The organism is Demequina sp., assembly GCF_047975725.1.
Lineage (GTDB): Bacteria > Actinomycetota > Actinomycetes > Actinomycetales > Demequinaceae > Demequina.
Genome location: NZ_JBKEED010000006.1, coordinates 53,331 through 69,408, shown reverse-complemented (window position 1 = coordinate 69,408; position 16,078 = coordinate 53,331). Strand labels below are relative to the sequence as shown.

Genomic DNA, 16,078 nt, shown 5'->3' with positions numbered 1-16,078 from the left:
TGCACGCCGGTCAGCATGGACCGCGCCATAGCCGCCATCACGAAGCCGATGCCGAGCAATCTCACGCGAGACCACCGACTGCGAGCGGCCAATACCGACCGCGATACGCCGATGAGACAGGCCCGAGCGCAACCCGGACTGAATCTCCACCCGCTCAGCCAGCGTCAACGACCGCCCCACCCCAGCACCCACCACTGCAACCCCAGACATCGCACCACCTCCCAGTGATGCATCGACCCTATGAACTCGCCATCCATTTGACCGGGCCGGCAGGCGCGACACTCGAGCAAATGGATCCATTTGACGGGGCGACGCGCCAGGCAAGCGGTGAAAATGGATCCATTTGATGGGTTAGTCGCGGGTTTGAGCCACCCAGGCCTCGTAGAGCGACGCGTAGGTGCCGCCGGCGTTGACGAGCTCGCGGTGCGGGCCGACCTCGATCAGCTCGCCCTGTTCCATGACCGCCACCAAGTCGGCGCGCTCGGCGGTGGACAGTCGGTGAGCGATCACGACGGACGTGCGCCCCTGCATGAGCCCCTCGAGCGCGCGCGAAATACGCACCTCGGTCGCGGGGTCGACCGCGGACGTGGCCTCGTCGAGGATCAGCAGGTCGGGATCACGCAGGTAGGCCCGCGCGATCGACACCAACTGACGCTCACCCGCGCTGAGCAGTTCGCCGCGCGGACCCACATGGGTGTCGAGCCCCTGTGGCAACGCAGCGATCCACGCATCGAGCCCGAGCGACTCGAACGCTGACATGGCACGGTGTTCAAGGTCAGCCTCACCGGCGTCCGGCAGCGCGTAAGCGAGGTTCGAGCGGATGGTGCCGTCGAACAGGAAGCCCTCCTGCGGCACGACAGCGATCGAACGACGCAGCGAGTGCATCGGCACGTCACGCAGATCGACTCCACCCACGCGCACCACACCGCCCGTGGGGTCGAAGAACCGCGACAGCAGGCGCGCGAGCGTGGTCTTGCCGGAGCCGGTCTGCCCCACGAGCGCGATGCGCTTGCCCGACGGAACCTTCAGGTCGATGCCCTTGAGCACCTCTGGACCACCGGGGTAGGTCAGGCGCACGTCCTCGACGGACAGGTCGCCGTGACCGTGCGGGATCGGGGTGCCTTCCTTACCGGGGTCGGCGACCGTCACTTCCTCGTCCACGAGCTCGAGCACGCGACGCCATCCGACGACGGCGCGCTGCATCTCCGCGAGCATCTCGATGATCCACGACACCGGACCGGCGAACATGTACACGAGGAACGCGAACGCGACGACGGTTCCCACCGAGAGATCGCCGTTGAGCGCCAGCCACGTGCCGCCGATGAGCGCCAGGCCCGTCGCGAGCGACTGGCCCACCACGGTCGACGAGAAGTTCAGTGACGACAGGATCGACGCCTTGCGCTCGGCGACAAGAATGTCGTCGATGTCGGCGTGAAGCTGGTCACGCATGCGCTGCTGGACGCCGTACGACCGGATGGTCGCGACGCCCACCAGTTGCTCCGAGGTACGCCCCAACAGGTCCGCCATCTTGTACCGGGTGGCCTGGAACGCCTTGCGCACACGAGGCTGAATCCACAGCAGCGACCCGACGAGCGGCAGGAACGCCGCCAGCACCAGGAGCGACAGCTGCCACGAGTAGGCAAGCATCACGACGAACACCGCGGTCGACTCGAGCGCGGAGATCACCATCGCGGCACCGGTCCACTGCATGAGGTCGCGCATGGTCTCGACGTCGCCCGTCACGCGGGAGACGTAGCGGCCGCGCTGCTCCTCGTTCTGCGTGAGGACGGACAACTCGTGGACCTTGTCGAAGGCGCGACGACGCAGGGTCGCCAGGCCCTTCTCCGAGGCCGACACCATGCGCACCCGCACCTGCCACGCAAGCAGCGCGGCGATCACGAGAACCACCGCACCGGCCGATGCGTATCGCAGCACCGCATCGATGTCCACACCGCCCGGGGCCAGCAGGCCTTCGTCAGTGACACGCTGAGTGAGGAACGGCACCGCAGCTCGTCCGCACGCCGCGAACGCGGCGAGTACCAGGGTGACCACGAGGCCAGCCCTGAACTCGGGGCTCACCTCGAGACCACGCTTGAACATCTGCCGCACGGTCATGTCGTCTGCGCTGACGGCGCTCATCCGACGTACCCCGCTTCCTCCTGCGCCTGACGACGCGAATCCTCTTCGTACGCGAGCACGAGTTCCCGGTAACCCCGATCGCGCTCAATCAACTGTGCGTGCTTGCCAGCGTCCACCACGCGCCCAGAGTCCACGTGCACCACGTGGTCGGCGAGCATGATCGAAGCCAGTCGGTAGGCGATGATCAGGACGGTCGGCCCGTTGCCGCCTTCGCTGAGGCCCAGCAGAATCTCGCGTTCAACGCGCGGGTCGACGGCCGAGGTCGCATCGTCCAGCACGAGCACGCGGGGGTGGCGCACGAGCGCACGCGCGAGCGCGAGTCGCTGGCGCTGGCCACCTGACAGGTTCATACCGCGCTCGGCAAGCACCGCATCAAGACCGGTCGCGTCGCCCTTGCCCAGCCCCTGGACCACGTCGGTGACGTTGGCGCGCTCCAAAGCACGCCACACGTCGTCGTCGCTGAAGTCCTCCCCGAGCGTCACGTTGTCGCGCACGGAGCCGGCGAAGACGAAGGCCGTCTGCGGGACGAGCGCGACGTGCTCGCCGAGGCCCGCGATGGACTCCATATCGACGTCGTCGAGCGTGATCTCACCTTCGACCGGGCGCGCCAGGCGCGCCGCCGCGAGGGCGACAGTGGTCTTGCCCGCACCCGTTGCGCCCACGAGGGCGGTGACGGTGCCGGGCTCGAGCTCGAGCGAGACCTCGCGCAGAATGACCGCGAGGCCACCGTCGCCGTCGTCCGCGCCAATGTCCGCCGCCGTGAACTTCACGCGACCGGCACCGTCGCGGGAGACGTCCACGTGACCGGGCTCGTCTACCTCGGTCGCCGCCTGAGCAATCTCGCCGACGCGGCGGAAGGCCACAAGCGCTTGCGGCATCTGGCCAAGGACCCAGCCAAGGCCACGGATCGGCACGGCGAGCAGAGTCACCAAGTAGATGGCGGACACGACGTTTCCGACGGTGACCGCCCCTGCCTCGGCCCGATAGGCGCCGACGATCATTAGCGCGACGGAGCCCAACGGCACGATGAGGTCCATCATCGGCTCGAACCACGCGCTGGTGCGACCCACCTTGATGTCCGCGTCGCGCAGTCCGTTGACGGAAGCGGAGAAGCGCTCGCTCTCGCGCTGCTCAGCGCCGAGCGCCTTCACGACAGTGCCGCCCTCGAAGCTCTCGTGCGCGATGGTCGAGACATCCGCGCGCAGCGACTGCCCCAGGTCCCAGCGCGGCGTGATGATCTTCTCGTAGGCAAGGTTGATCGCGAAGATGATCGGTACGACCGCAAGGCCGGTGATCGCCAGCCACGGGTCCATCTGCCACATCGTCCATCCGGCGGCGAACATCATCACGAACGAGCCGACGGTGAACGCGAAGGGGTGCAGGGTGTTGGTCGCGCTCTCCGAGTCCGAGGACATGGCCGACAGGATCCGGCCCGACGGGTTGGCCCGGTGCCATCCGAGCGGCAGGCTGGCGAGCGCATCGGCCACGACCCGGCGGTGTCGGGCTCCGACACCTGCCACGGCGATGCCCTGGATACCGCGGCGCAGGCCTACCAGCACGGCGTTCAGAATGCCGATGCCAAGGAACGCGCCGCCGGCCAACAGGATGGCTTTGAACGGGTCCTGCGTCATCTCGCCCCAGATGCCCTTGATGGGCTCTCCGGCGACTCCAGGGATCACCACGTCATCGGTGATCTGACCCAGCAGCGTGCCAAACATGACCGTGAGCAGGGAGAACACCGCCGCGGCGAGAATGGCACCGGAGAAGCGCAGGGGCTCTGTCCGCATCGCGTGCCGAAGCAGTTGGTAGGACTTGCGGTTGAAGGATCCGCTCAGGCGGTAGTCATCGGCGGGGTGGGCGGAAGTCATCGCACCTCGATTCCTGCATCGCGCATCGCGTCCTTGACTTCAGAAATCGACAGCGTGCCAAAGTGAAAAACGCTCGCGGCCAGCACCGCGTCGGCACCAGCGTGGACGGCCTCGACAAAGTGTGCGGGTGTGCCCGCACCGCCAGACGCGATCAATGGAATGGACACCACCGCGCGAACGTCGCGGATCATCTCCAGGTCGAAGCCCGAGGTGGTGCCGTCGGCGTCCATCGAGTTGAGCAGGATCTCCCCCGCTCCGAGCTCCGCACCCCTGCGCGCCCACTCCACCGCGTCGATGCCCGTGCCCTTCTTGCCCCCATGAGTCGTGACTTCGTAGCCGGACTCCGTCACAGTGTCGGGGCCGCAGCGGCGCGCGTCGACGGACAGCACCAGCACCTGGGAACCGAAACGCGCGGCGATCTCAGCGATCAGCTCCGGGCGCTCAATGGCGGCCGTGTTGACCCCCACCTTGTCCGCACCCGCGCGCAGTAGCCGGTCGACGTCTTCGGGCGTCCGCACTCCCCCACCCACGGTGAGCGGCACGAAGACCGTATCGGCGGTTCGGCCCACCACGTCATACGTCGTGGCACGGCCGTCGACGGACGCGGTGACGTCGAGGAATGTCACCTCGTCGGCGCCGGCGGCGCCGTAGGCGCGGGCCAACTCGACGGGATCGCCCGCATCGCGAAGTTCCTGGAAGTTCACTCCCTTCACCACGCGACCCGCGTCAACGTCGAGGCAAGGGATCACTCGTACGGCCGTGGTCATGACGCCTCCGGGTTCCACACATCAAGAATGTCGACAACGAACACCATGGTTCCGAGCGCTGGGTAGCCCAGCGCAGGCGGCACCACCATCACCACGCGGGATCCTTCGGTCTGATCCATGAGACCCTGCTGCAGTCCCGGCACCGCCGAGACCTCCTCCATGTCCACGAGCAGCGGCTCCTGCTCCACTGGCCAGGTCGTGTCAAACACATCCCCGGCTTTCCACTCGTCGCCCTCCTCGAGACCCGCCTCTTCGTTAGCGGGGCTATCAGAGAAGTAGAAGAACGAGTAGTTCAGCAGCACCCGGGACGTGGCGGTGATCTGCGGACCCGTCCCGTGCACCAGGGTCTGCACCTGCAGGTCGGCAGGCTCGACTGCGTCCTCGGGAATCGTCACGCGTGGCTCGCCATTGCTCTGCATCGCCACCAGTGGCGTGCCCGCCGCGGGAGCGGCCTCGTCGCCGTGGGCCTCCGTGGGAAGGATGTCAACCACCATCGCAATGGGCTCCGATTCGGCGACCCCTTCACCGGGTGGGGTGACGACGAGCACGCGCCCACCCACCTTCGCGCCAAGAAGAGCCTCATACATGCCGTCGCCAATGACTTCACGCGCGAGCAGGAACGGCTCTGGGGTGCCGTCAAAGGTGTTGATCATGACGGTGCCATCCACGAGCGACTCGCCGTAGATGTCGAGGAGCAGAGACTGGCCGTCCTCGAGGCGATCCCCGTCGCCCTCCCACAGCGTCTTGGTCTCTTCCGTGTCGTACACCGCGCCTTCGACGAACTCGATGTCCGGAGCAAGCGTGTCCGACTGCACGACGGTGATGGACTCCACGCCACCCGAAGCCGACGGGCTCGCACCCGGGTCCGTCGAGTCACCCGAGCACGCGGACAGCGCAAGCACGCCCGCGCACGCGGCGGCGGTCATAGCGAAACGGCGCATAGCTGTCCCTCGAATCAGAGTGGTGGGGGGAGGCCTCAGTCTACTGGCGTGGCAGCCGCGTCAAGCGCAGCCAACAGTGTGTCGACACGCTGGTCGACATTGCGGAACGGGTCTTTGAGCAGCACGGTTTGCTTGGACCCTCCCGCGAGCTTCAGATGGACCCAGTCCACCGTGAAGTCCTGGCCAGCAGCGAGCGCTGCCTGCACGAACGTGCCGCGCAACGCCGCCCTGGTCGTGGCCGGTGGGGCGACCCGCGCTGCGTCGATCTGGGCCTCGGTCACCACCGTGGCGGCGAGTCCGTCCTTGACCAGTCGGTTGAACAGCCCGCGGCTGGGCGAGATGTCGTGGTACGCGAGTTCCAGGCGCGCCAGGCGAGGATCATCGAGACCACATGCGAGGCGCTGTTGGTAGCGCTCGACCACCTTGAGCTTGATGGCCCAATCCAACTCCGTGTCGACACGGCTGAAGTCCTGGGTGCGCACCGCGTCGATGCCCCGCTGCCAGAGGTCAAGAATGCGCTCGACCTCTGGGGTCGGAGCGATCATCCCTCCCACGTGGGCACACACCGTGTCGAGGTACGTCTGCTGAACCTCGACGGCGGTCAAGTGCCGGCCATCGGCGAGCTCGACGGTCGCCTGCCCACTGAGGTCGTGCGCCACGTCCCTGATCGCCTGCATCTCTTTGGCGAGCGTCAGGTCCGGCAGCGCGATCCTGGCCTCCATGAGGCGCAGCAGCAGATCGGTCGCACCGACCTTGAGCAGCGTGGTGGTCTCGGACATGGAGGAGTCGCCCACAATGACGTGCATGCGGCGGTACAGCTCGGCGTTCGCGTGGGGCTCATCGCGGGTGTTGATCATGGGGCGCGAACGCGTGGTCGCGGAGCTCATCCCCTCCCACATGTGGTCGGCGCGCGACGAGAAGCTGTAGTGCGCTCCCGACGGAGTGCGGGTGATGCAGCCCGCGCCCGTCACGATCTGACGGGTCACGAAGAACGGCAACAGGGCCGAGGCAAAGGCCCGGAAGTCAGCACGCCGACGTACCAGGTAGTTCTCGTGGCAGCCGTAGCTGTTGCCCGCCGAGTCCACGTTGTTCTTGTACAAGTGGATAGTGCCCTCGACGCCCGCAGCGGCGAGCCGCTCCTCACCTTGTTCGACAAGGTCATGGACGATGCGCTCGCCGGCCTTGTCGGAGGCGATCAGGTCGGTGAGCGAGTCACATTCGGCCGTCGCGTACTCGGGGTGGGCACCCACGTCGATGTACAACCGCGAAGCGTTGGGCAGAAAGACGTTCGACGAACGGCCCCACTTCACCACGGAGTGGAAGAGGTGACCGGCCACCTCTTCTGGCGTGACGGCGCGCGCATTCGGCGCGTCAAGGTGAAGGCCGAACTCGGTCTCGAGACCGAAGATCCGCCGCTCGGCCGGAACGTCGAGCGGCGCGGGAACGTCGGCGGACAGGCCGCCAGGCAGCACGGTCGCGGCTACTGCCCGCCCTTCTGGACGAACGAGCGCACGAACTGCTCGGCGTTGACCTGCAGCGACTCGTCGATCTCGTCAAGCAGGCTGTCGAGCGCATCGGTGCTCTCGGCCTTCGCGGAAGGCACGGGTGCCGGCTCGGGAGCGTCGTCCTCGTAGGGCTGTCCGGAGGCGTGAGTCTGGGGCATGGTTCGAGTGTAGACCCGCCCTGTGACAGACAGTCTCGTCCTCTTTCGCGTAGCAGGGCCGATGCGCTGGCGGGCCTGGCGCCCTGCGTTCAGCCTTGCGCGAGTTGGTCGAGCATGGGGTGGCTGGTCTGGTGCGGGTCGTCCAGGTGGAGCACCTCGAGCCGTCCGTGCGCTGTCTCGCGATCGAGTACCACCGTGGACCATCCGGCCGCATCGACCAGGTCGGTGTACTCGCCCACAAAGCGACCGCGGATGGCCGCCCGAGTCGACTGCGGAGCGTGGCGCACGGCGTGCTGCACCTCGTCGTCGGTCGCCAGCCGTGTCACCGCACCGGCCGCGGCCAGGCGCGCGGCCCATCCATCGCCCAGACGACTCCACTGCAGATCGAGCGCCGCGAGCCGTGGATCGGACCACGGCAAGGGCTCCACGCCACCACCTGCGGCGGGCACAGCGTGCTTGTCGCGCAGGCGGCCGAGCAACTGGAGCTTTGCGACCCATTCCACATCCTTAGCGGCGGAGAACAGGTCCCGCTCGAGCGCGTCGAGCACCATCTCCCAGCGCGCGAGCACCTGGGCGTCGTCGGCGGACTCGGCGTAGGTGCGCGAGATCTCCAACAGCGCCCGCTGGATCTGTAGCGCGGTCGCCGACTCTCCGCTGGCGAGGGCCACCTGTGCGCGGAGCGTGAGGTCATGTGACACCCGCGAGACAGCTCCGACCGGATCAGCGAGAACGAGCGCCTCAAGACGCTCGTCCTCCGCCTCGATCGCGCTCAGCACGAGCGATGTGGCACCGATCTTGAGATAGGTGGCGACGTCAAAGCAGTTGGCGTCGCCGATGATGACGTGAAGGCGGCGCCACTGGCGGCGGTCGGCGTGAGGCTCGTCGCGGGTGTTGACGATGGGCCGGCGCAAGGTGGTCTCGAGACCAATCTCCGTTTCCATATAGTCAGCGCGCTGCGAGATCTGGAAGCCCGGCTCCTGCCCGCGCTGGCCAAGCCCCACCCGTCCTGCGCCCACAACGATCTGGCGGGTCACGAGGTGGCTCGTCACCAAGCGAGCAAGAGCGTCGAAGTCGACGTCGCGGCGCACCAAAAAGTTCTCATGGGTGCCGTAACTCGCGCCCTTGCCGTCGACGTTGTTCTTGTACAGCTCGACCCGGCTGTCCTCTTCCTGCGCGTACCGCTGCGCGGCCGCCAAGGCGATCAAATCGCCCGCGCGATCCCACACCACGGCCTCGCGCGCCGAGCCAACCTCGGGCCCCGAGTACTCGGGGTGAGCGTGGTCAACATAGAACCGCGAGCCGTTGGCCAGCACGGCGTTGAGGTGGGCTGGGTCCTCCCACGAGCCGCGCCTGCGGCGAAGCGAGATGCGGCCGTGCGCGGGATCCCACTCGTGCACGTCGGTGAGCATGTCGACGCCCGCCGTCGCACGGTCGCGACGCATGCCGCGCTGATCCTGCAGTGGGTCCTCTCCCCCGTAGTCCCAGGGCGCGGTGCGGCCGTTGGCCCACAACCGACACGCGCTGACCAGCCGGGAGGACATCAGGATCGGGTTGGCCTGCGGTGCCTCGGGGTCGACGATTCCGTACTCGGTTTCGATGCCGACAATGCGCATGCTCAGGCCTCGCGCAGCGAGCTCGAGGCGACCGCGCGTGCCTCAGCGAGCTCCTGATCGCAGGCCGCATCCACGTGCGCGACGCTCAAGCCCCGCTCGCCACCGGCGATGACCGACTTGATCGCGCGGGTCTTGGCCCGGTCAACGGCGTTGCGAATCAGCGCACCCGACATGAGCGCCTTGTTCGCGGGGTCCGCGTACAGGCGATCCACTCCGCGCTCAGCGAGCGTGCGCGCCGCGAGCTCACGGTCTCCGCCCGCAGCCTCGACGGCCTCGTCCGCAAGCGGGAGGTCGGCGGTCAGGTACTTGGAGAAGATGTCGCGGGCCGATGCGGCATCGGGCCGAGAGATCTCGATCTTCACGTCGAGACGGCCGGGGCGCAAAATCGCAGGGTCGATCATGTCCTCACGGTTGGAGGCGCCAATGACGATGACGTTGCCCAGCTGCTCGACGCCGTCGAGCTCAGTGAGCAGCTGCGGGACGATGGTCGTCTCCATGTCCGAGCTCACGCCAGAACCACGAGAGCGGAACAGCGCCTCCATCTCGTCGAAGAACACCACGACGGGGGTGCCGGACGACGCCTTCGCACGTGCGCGCTCGAAGATGGTGCGGATGTAGCGCTCCGTCTCGCCCACGTACTTGTTGAGCAGTTCCGGGCCCTTGACGGACAGGAAGTAGGAGCGGTCGGCACCCACCGCATCGGCCAGGCTGTGCGCGACTGCCTTGGCAATAAGGGTCTTGCCGCACCCAGGGGGGCCGTACAGCAGCAGGCCGCGGGGCGGGGTGAGCGCGTGCTCGCGGTACAGGTCAGGGTGACGCAGGGGCAGCTCGATGGCATCCCGAATGCGCTCGATCTGCGATGCCAGGCCGCCAATGCGCTCGTAGTCGACGTCGGGGACCTCTTCGAGCAAGAGCGCCTCGACGCCGGTGCGCTCGATGCGCTCGGTCGCGAATCCTGTGCGTGGGTCAAAAATGATGGTGTCACCCTCGGCGACCCGAGTGCGGGCGCTGCCGCCGGTGAGCACCACCACGCGCTCGTCTTCGCCCCGGGCCACCACGAGCACACGATCGTCGTCGATCACCTCTCGCACGATCGCGCCCTGGCCGGCGCGCTCAGGCTCGGCGACGCCGACCACCACGCTCATGGGGTTCAGCAGCACCTCCTGACCGGCGACCAGGTCCTGGTCAACCGAGGGCAGCACCGCGACCCGCATGCGACGCCCATTGCTCACCACGTCGGCGTGCGCACCGGAGCGCTGCACAAACGTGGCGAAGGTCTGCGGCGGCTCCTGTGCCTGCGCAAGCTTCTCTCGCATCTCACCCAACGACGAGCGTGCCGTCTCCAGCAAGCGCTGCAGTTCGGCGTTGCGCGCCTGCAGCGCCGCGATCTTGTCCTGTCCGTCCACGACCATCAGCTTTCGTCTCCCTGGTGACCGAGTTCCTCGACCTCCCGAATGCGCTCGGCGTCCCTGCGCACCTTGCGCACCTTCTTGTCGCTCACTGAGCGCTCGCCAAGGTCCTCGGGCGACCACTCAGCGTCCGTGGGATACGCGCCCTTCGCGGGGCGACGCACCCGGCGAGGCGCCTCGACGCCAGGAGCCAGCCGGCGGGTGGTGAGCAAGAAGCCCGTGTGGCCGATCATGCGGTGGTCCGGCCGTACCGCGAGACCCTCGAGGTGCCAGGTGCGCACCATGGACTCCCACGCCTGCGGCTCGGTGAACCCACCGTGCTCGCGCAGGTCCTCCGCGAGACGCGACAACTGTGTGGTGGTCGCGACGTAGGCGAGAAAGACGCCGCCCGGAGCCAGCGCATCGGCCGCCGCGTCGAGGTTTTCCCAGGGAGCCAGCATGTCAAGCACGACTCGATCGACGGTGCCCGGCTCGGCAACGTCGCCCACGCGGTCGGCGAAGTCGCCGATCTCGAGGCGCCATGCGGGGTGGGGCCCGTCGAAGTGGCTCTCGACGTTAGCCTTGGCGATGTCGGCAAAGTCCTGGCGACGCTCGATGGAGATGAGCTCTCCCGCATCGCCCACGGCACGCAGCAGCGACATGGTGAGCGCACCGGAGCCCACGCCGGCCTCGACCACGCGAGCGCCGGGATAGATGTCGGCCATCTGGATGATCTGGCCCGAGTCCTTGGGATAGATCACCGCCGCGCCACGCGGCATCGACATGACGAAGTCGCTCAGCAACGGACGCAGCACCAGGTAGTCGTAGCCAGCGGTGTTGGTCACGACCGTGCCCTCCGGCTGGCCGATGATCTCGTCGTGGGTGAACTGCCCACGGTGGGTGTGGAAGGTCTTTCCCGCCTCCAGCACGATCGTGTGGTGACGGCCCTTGGCGTCGGTCAGTTGGATACGGTCGCCGGCGCGCAGGGGTCCTCGGCGCGCGTGGGCGCCCGTAGGAGAAGTGGGGGCAGTCATGCGCCCCAGTCTAGGGGCGCGTCACCTCACTACCGCAGAGCCTCCATGACGTCGGACAGGCGGAGCACGCCCACCGGACGGCCCTGATCCATGACGATCCATCCGTCGGTCTTGCCCCACCACTGGCGCATGGCGAGCACGAGTGAGTCGCCCGCCAGGGCGGCATCGACTTCCGTGCCTCGCGCCATGGGCATGAGCACCGCTGACAGGGTGGTGTCGTGCCGCACCTGCTCGGGGACTTCTTGCCCTACCGCCACGGGGAAGTGTCCTGCCGCGGCGCCGTCGGCGCCCATGACGACCACCTCGCGAGCGCCCGTAGCGTCGGCCGCGGCGAGCGCCTGCGCCACGGAATCCGTATAGGGGGCGGCGACTGCAGGCACCATGAGGCCGCCTGCCGTAACGCCTTCACGGCGGCTCAAGTAGTGCACGGCGTGCAGCGCCTGGGTAGTCGCGGGCCACAGAATCGCTGCGATCAGGCCCGCCCACACGACGTCGAACAACGTGGGCGCGCGCCCATCTGCGAGGGGGATACCAAGGGCAACCACCACCACGCCCACGGCCACGACCCGGCCACCCCATGCCGCGATCGTGACGCCCTTCCACCGGTCACCGGTGACCGCCCACACGATGGACTCCAGGACCCTGCCGCCGTCCATCGGGATGCCGGGCAGGGCGTTGAACGCCGCCAACACGAGGTTGGCGACCACCAAGTAGCGCACGATGATGTAGCCCGTGATGTCGCCTTCGACCAGGTCAATCCACGTCACGTCCACGATCCCGCTGATCAGGACCACATAGGCCAGGCCCGCAAGCACGAGGTTGGCGAGCGGCCCTGCGGCTGCCGTGATGCCCGCGACGCGAGGCGTCAGGTCGGTGGCGTCAAAACTCGTGCGCCCACCCCACAGGGTGATCACAATCTCGTGGACGTCGCGCCCCAGGGCCTTGGCCGTGGCCGCGTGGGCGAGTTCGTGCAGGAACACCGACACAAACAACAGCAGCGCCAAGATCAGCCCGATGGTGAAGGTGCGCCGGGTGAGGTCAGCGCCGCCGCCCGTTGCGAACAGCCAGGCGAGCACGAGGAGCATCAGCACCGTAGAGCCCTGCACCACGATGCGTCCGCCAAAGGCGCTGCCGAGCTGGAAGCCGCGGGTGCGCTGGGGGACGTCAGTCATGGCACCACCGTAGACGGTGGCGCTGACGTGGCCGCCCTCCACAGGTGGGGCCGTCGGCGGCAGGCGTTGTCGTAGGGCCCGCCTACGCTGGCACACATGAGTAGAGCGCCCGCGTTGTCCCCATCGAGAGCTGGCGACTTCCGCCAGTGTCCCCTCATGTTTCGGCTGCGGGTGGTCGACAGGATCCCGGAACCACCAGCGGTCGCCACACGCCTGGGCACGCTCGTGCATGCGGTGCTGGAGCACCTCTACGATCTGCCCGCGGCCGATCGCCACGCCGTGCAAGCACACACGATGCTGCCCGGCGAGTGGCAGGCGATGCTCGCGCGGGAGCCCGAGCTCGATTCGCTCTTCGCTAGCGACGCGGAACGCGAGAAGTTCTTCGCCGATGCGCGGGAGCGCCTCGATACCTACTTCACCATGGAAAATCCTCAACGCTTGGAGCCCGCGGGGCGCGAGGAGTTCGTCGAGTACCAGCTCGACGACGGCCCCTTGCTGCGCGGGGTGATCGACCGGCTCGAGGTCGCTCCCGACGGATCGATCCGCATCACCGACTACAAGACGGGCAAGACCCCGCACCCGCGCTATGGCCAGCAAGCGAAGTTCCAGATGCGCTTCTACGCCCTGCTGGTCGAGCGTCTGCGGGGGCGCCGCCCGGCATTGTTGCAACTGCTGTACCTACGCGACGGCGGCACGGTCGTGCTGCGCCCCACCGACGAGGATCTCGACCTCATCGAGCACGAGATCCGCGAACTGTGGGACGACATCAGCGCTGCCGCGCGCAGCGGCGTGTTCCGGACCCAGCGCTCAACCCTCTGCAACTGGTGCAGTTTCCAGCACTTGTGCCCCGAGTTCGGCGGAGTGCCGCCCGAGCTTCAGGCCGATGCGATCGAACGGACGCTGGGAATCTCGCCGGCGGCGTGACGCCACCTGCCACGGCGGATCAGGTGGCGTGGCCGAGTTCGTCGATGCGGCGCCCCGCGGCGATCTCGCCGAGCATCGCAACGGTGACCCTGTCGAGCGAGGCCACCCTCGACAGGCCGGGCCTGCCTTCGATCGGTGTCAGGCGTCGCACGCCAATGGTGCGCGCACCAGAGGCATACGCCGATGCCACTCCTGCCGGCGAGTCCTCAATCGCGATGCAGTCGTCGATCGCCACGCCGAGTTCTGCGGCGGCGGTCAGGAATGCCTCAGGATCGGGCTTACCGTTGACGACCCTGTCCCCCGTGACGACCGCGCTAAACGCATCGGGCGCCTGGGCGAGGAAGGCATTGGCGAGCCTCGTGTACGACATTGTCACCAGGGCACAAGGAATGCCCGCCGCCACGACCGCTTCCAACAGTGCCCGCGCATCGGCCTGCCAGGGGGCGTGCTGACGTACCTGCTCGGTGACCCGAGCGACCAGGTGTTCGATGATCTGGTCGACCTCGAGTTCCACTCCTCGGTCCTTCAAGACCTGACCTGAGAGCGGCAGGGGGTTGCCGACGAGCGCCAGCCCATCCTCATGGGTCCAGGCCACCCCGTACCGATGCGCGAGCTCCATCTCCGCGGCGATCCAGTAGGGCTCGGAATCGATCAAGGTGCCGTCCATGTCCCACAGCACGGCGGCGGGTCGGGGTTGCTGTGCGCTCACGGGTCATGAGTCTAGGCTGGAAGGATGATCCCCGAGGAGCGTGAGACCGCCATCAGCATGGACGAAACCATCATGCTGGCAGCCTTCGAGGGCTGGAACGATGCGGGCGGTGCGGCATCAGGAGCGCTCGACCACATCGCGCAGGCCTGGGGCTCGCACCAGTATCTCGCGATCGATCCCGAGGATTATCACGACTTCCAGGTCAACCGGCCGGTGCTGACCACCCTGCCATCCGGCGACCGCGTCATCTCGTGGCCAGGGACCGTGGTGTCGACGTCCGAGGGCCCGTGGCACGGGGAACGCAGCCTCGCACTCGCACGCGGCATCGAGCCGTCGATGCGGTGGCGGTCCTTCTGCGCCGAGGTCCTCGACGCCGCCGAAGAACTCGGCGTGACCACCCTCGTGACCTGTGGGGCGCTGCTGCTCGACGTGCCGCACACGCGGCCGCTGCCGACCTTTGTCACGAGCGAAGACGTCGACGCGCGCGACCGCTACGGGCTGGAACCCTCGGACTATGAGGGTCACACCGGGATCGTCGGCGTGCTCGGCCATGAGGCTCAACTGCGTGGCATCACCGTGCTCAACGTGTGGGTGGGTGTGCCCCACTACATCGCGCATCCCCCGAGCCCCAAGGCAACCGTGACCATGCTCGGCCAATTGGAGCGCCTGCTGGGTGAACCCATCGACCTGGGAGACCTGCCCGATGAGGCCGATGCCTGGCAGCGCGGCGCCGACGAACTGACCGAGGACGACGAGGAAATCGCCGCGCACGTGCAGCAGCTCGAGTCGATCATGGACGAGACGAGCCTGCCCGAGGCGTCAGGCGAGGCGATCGCCGCGGAGTTCGAGCAGTTTCTGCGCCGCCGTGGCGAGGGCTGGCCCAAGCGCCCCCACTAGCCTTCGCCCCCGTCAAATGGATCCATTTTCCTCGTGAGGGGGGCGTCACTCCTCCTCGTTCATGAGTCAAATGGATCCATTTGACTTTTCGGGGTGGGGTTAGCCGACCGCGGTGAGAGTTCCCGCCGCAAGCAAGGCCACGATGAGGATCGCCAGGCCGATGCGGTACCAGACAAACAACCAGTACGAGTGCTTCGAGATCAGCTTGAGGAACCACACGATCACGACGTAGCCCACGCCGAACGCCACGAGGGCCGCGATAGCAGTGTTCACGAAGCCGGGCCCCCCGGCCGCGGTCAGCTCGTCGGAGTTCGTCATGAGTTCGAAGACGCCGGAGCCCAGTACGGCGGGGATCGCCAGCAGGAACGAGTAGCGTGCCGCCGCCTCGCGGGTCAGGCCCAGGATCAGCCCCATCGAAATAGTGCCGCCCGAGCGGGACACCCCAGGGATCAGCGCCATCGCCTGGGCAAAACCGAGTAGCCACGCGTCCTTGGCGGTGAGTTCGGTCAGTTCGCGGTTCTTGCGGCCGTAACGATCGGCGAAGCCCAGCACCAGAGCGAAGATCGCGAGTACTGCGGCGGTCAAGTACAGGTTGCGGAGATGGTGCTCGATGTAGTCCTGGAACACCAACCCGCCCACCACGATGGGGATGGAGCCGAGGATGACCCACCAACCCATACGCGCATCGGGGCTTCCCTTGCCCAGGCGTGATGCCCGGTCCGAGCCGTTGCGCCCCCCCAGCGCGGCGAACCACGCTCGGATGATCCGCGCGATGTCCTTGCGGAAGTACAGCAGGACGGCAGCCTCGGTACCGATCTGGATGATGGCCGTGAAGGCAGCACCGGGGTCCCCGCCACTGGGAAGTAGCGGTCCAATCACCCGGATATGGGCGCTTGAGGAAATAGGGAGAAACTCTGTGAGACCTTGAACGAGACCCAGGACGATTGCTTCCCACCAACTCAT

15 protein-coding genes are annotated in these 16,078 nt (G+C 67.4%); 2 read left to right on the top strand and 13 right to left on the bottom strand.

Translation table 11 applies throughout. The features are described from left to right. From ACK5NO_RS01310 to ACK5NO_RS01260, 11 genes are all read right to left on the bottom strand, one after another. Window positions 1-210, bottom strand: a 210-nt coding sequence (locus ACK5NO_RS01310) for a helix-turn-helix domain-containing protein (RefSeq protein WP_416810738.1), incomplete at its 3' end; no start/stop codon positions are given. A 141-nt stretch (window positions 211-351) separates the two neighbouring features. Continuing rightward, complete coding sequence (locus ACK5NO_RS01305; protein WP_416810861.1) at window positions 352-2,139, bottom strand: ABC transporter ATP-binding protein; 1,788 nt, start codon at window positions 2,137-2,139, stop codon at window positions 352-354. After that, complete coding sequence (locus ACK5NO_RS01300; protein WP_416810860.1) at window positions 2,136-4,007, bottom strand: ABC transporter ATP-binding protein; 1,872 nt, start codon at window positions 4,005-4,007, stop codon at window positions 2,136-2,138. The genes ACK5NO_RS01305 and ACK5NO_RS01300 overlap by 4 nt, the downstream gene beginning before the upstream one ends. Further along, complete coding sequence (gene hisF, locus ACK5NO_RS01295) at window positions 4,004-4,774, bottom strand: imidazole glycerol phosphate synthase subunit HisF (RefSeq protein WP_416810859.1); 771 nt, start codon at window positions 4,772-4,774, stop codon at window positions 4,004-4,006. Before hisF ends, ACK5NO_RS01300 begins: the two co-directional genes overlap by 4 nt. Continuing rightward, window positions 4,771-5,715, bottom strand: a complete 945-nt coding sequence (locus tag ACK5NO_RS01290; protein WP_416810858.1) for an FKBP-type peptidyl-prolyl cis-trans isomerase — start codon at window positions 5,713-5,715, stop codon at window positions 4,771-4,773. The genes hisF and ACK5NO_RS01290 overlap by 4 nt, the downstream gene beginning before the upstream one ends. Window positions 5,716-5,750: 35 nt before the next feature. After that, window positions 5,751-7,187, bottom strand: coding sequence for a Pup--protein ligase (gene pafA / locus ACK5NO_RS01285; protein ID WP_416810857.1), 1,437 nt, complete (start codon window positions 7,185-7,187; stop codon window positions 5,751-5,753). Between the two features lie 8 nt (window positions 7,188-7,195). Then, window positions 7,196-7,378 (bottom strand): ubiquitin-like protein Pup, encoded by a 183-nt coding sequence (locus ACK5NO_RS01280; RefSeq protein WP_416810856.1) that lies wholly within the window; start codon window positions 7,376-7,378, stop codon window positions 7,196-7,198. Between the two features lie 89 nt (window positions 7,379-7,467). Continuing rightward, a complete protein-coding gene (gene dop, locus ACK5NO_RS01275) occupies window positions 7,468-8,991 on the bottom strand; it encodes a depupylase/deamidase Dop (RefSeq protein WP_416810855.1) in 1,524 nt (507 codons plus the stop codon). Between the two features lie 2 nt (window positions 8,992-8,993). Then, window positions 8,994-10,403 (bottom strand): proteasome ATPase, encoded by a 1,410-nt coding sequence (gene arc, locus ACK5NO_RS01270; protein ID WP_416810854.1) that lies wholly within the window; start codon window positions 10,401-10,403, stop codon window positions 8,994-8,996. After that, complete coding sequence (locus ACK5NO_RS01265; protein ID WP_416810853.1) at window positions 10,403-11,413, bottom strand: tRNA (adenine-N1)-methyltransferase; 1,011 nt, start codon at window positions 11,411-11,413, stop codon at window positions 10,403-10,405. The genes arc and ACK5NO_RS01265 overlap by 1 nt, the downstream gene beginning before the upstream one ends. A gap of 29 nt (window positions 11,414-11,442) precedes the next feature. Further along, window positions 11,443-12,585 carry a site-2 protease family protein gene (locus ACK5NO_RS01260; protein ID WP_416810852.1) on the bottom strand — a complete coding sequence of 381 codons (1,143 nt, stop codon included), beginning with the start codon at window positions 12,583-12,585 and terminating at the stop codon, window positions 11,443-11,445. Between the two features lie 96 nt (window positions 12,586-12,681). Between ACK5NO_RS01260 and ACK5NO_RS01255 the strand changes: the two genes are divergently transcribed. Continuing rightward, entirely contained in the window at window positions 12,682-13,509 is an 828-nt protein-coding gene (locus tag ACK5NO_RS01255) for a PD-(D/E)XK nuclease family protein (protein WP_416810851.1), read from the top strand. 19 nt (window positions 13,510-13,528) lie between these two features. Here the strand turns inward: ACK5NO_RS01255 and ACK5NO_RS01250 are convergent, their stop codons facing one another. Then, window positions 13,529-14,218, bottom strand: coding sequence for an HAD family hydrolase (locus ACK5NO_RS01250; protein ID WP_416810850.1), 690 nt, complete (start codon window positions 14,216-14,218; stop codon window positions 13,529-13,531). Between the two features lie 24 nt (window positions 14,219-14,242). Between ACK5NO_RS01250 and ACK5NO_RS01245 the strand changes: the two genes are divergently transcribed. After that, window positions 14,243-15,115, top strand: coding sequence for a PAC2 family protein (locus ACK5NO_RS01245; RefSeq protein ID WP_416810849.1), 873 nt, complete (start codon window positions 14,243-14,245; stop codon window positions 15,113-15,115). Between the two features lie 99 nt (window positions 15,116-15,214). Here the strand turns inward: ACK5NO_RS01245 and ACK5NO_RS01240 are convergent, their stop codons facing one another. Then, a complete protein-coding gene (locus tag ACK5NO_RS01240) occupies window positions 15,215-16,078 on the bottom strand; it encodes an undecaprenyl-diphosphate phosphatase (protein ID WP_416810848.1) in 864 nt (287 codons plus the stop codon).

Excerpts from the sequence above, each read along its gene's own strand:
- ACK5NO_RS01305 (WP_416810861.1), bottom strand. The coding sequence starts at position 2,139 with ATGAGCGCCGTCAGCGCAGACGACATGACCGTGCGGCAGATGTTCAAG.
- ACK5NO_RS01300 (WP_416810860.1), bottom strand. The coding sequence starts at position 4,007 with ATGACTTCCGCCCACCCCGCCGATGACTACCGCCTGAGCGGATCCTTC.
- hisF (WP_416810859.1), bottom strand. The coding sequence starts at position 4,774 with ATGACCACGGCCGTACGAGTGATCCCTTGCCTCGACGTTGACGCGGGT.
- ACK5NO_RS01290 (WP_416810858.1), bottom strand. The coding sequence starts at position 5,715 with ATGCGCCGTTTCGCTATGACCGCCGCCGCGTGCGCGGGCGTGCTTGCG.
- ACK5NO_RS01280 (WP_416810856.1), bottom strand. The coding sequence starts at position 7,378 with ATGCCCCAGACTCACGCCTCCGGACAGCCCTACGAGGACGACGCTCCC.
- dop (WP_416810855.1), bottom strand. The coding sequence starts at position 8,991 with ATGCGCATTGTCGGCATCGAAACCGAGTACGGAATCGTCGACCCCGAG.
- arc (WP_416810854.1), bottom strand. The coding sequence starts at position 10,403 with ATGGTCGTGGACGGACAGGACAAGATCGCGGCGCTGCAGGCGCGCAAC.
- ACK5NO_RS01265 (WP_416810853.1), bottom strand. The coding sequence starts at position 11,413 with ATGACTGCCCCCACTTCTCCTACGGGCGCCCACGCGCGCCGAGGACCC.
- ACK5NO_RS01260 (WP_416810852.1), bottom strand. The coding sequence starts at position 12,585 with ATGACTGACGTCCCCCAGCGCACCCGCGGCTTCCAGCTCGGCAGCGCC.
- ACK5NO_RS01255 (WP_416810851.1), top strand. The coding sequence starts at position 12,682 with ATGAGTAGAGCGCCCGCGTTGTCCCCATCGAGAGCTGGCGACTTCCGC.
- ACK5NO_RS01245 (WP_416810849.1), top strand. The coding sequence starts at position 14,243 with ATGATCCCCGAGGAGCGTGAGACCGCCATCAGCATGGACGAAACCATC.
- ACK5NO_RS01240 (WP_416810848.1), bottom strand. The coding sequence starts at position 16,078 with ATGAGTTGGTGGGAAGCAATCGTCCTGGGTCTCGTTCAAGGTCTCACA.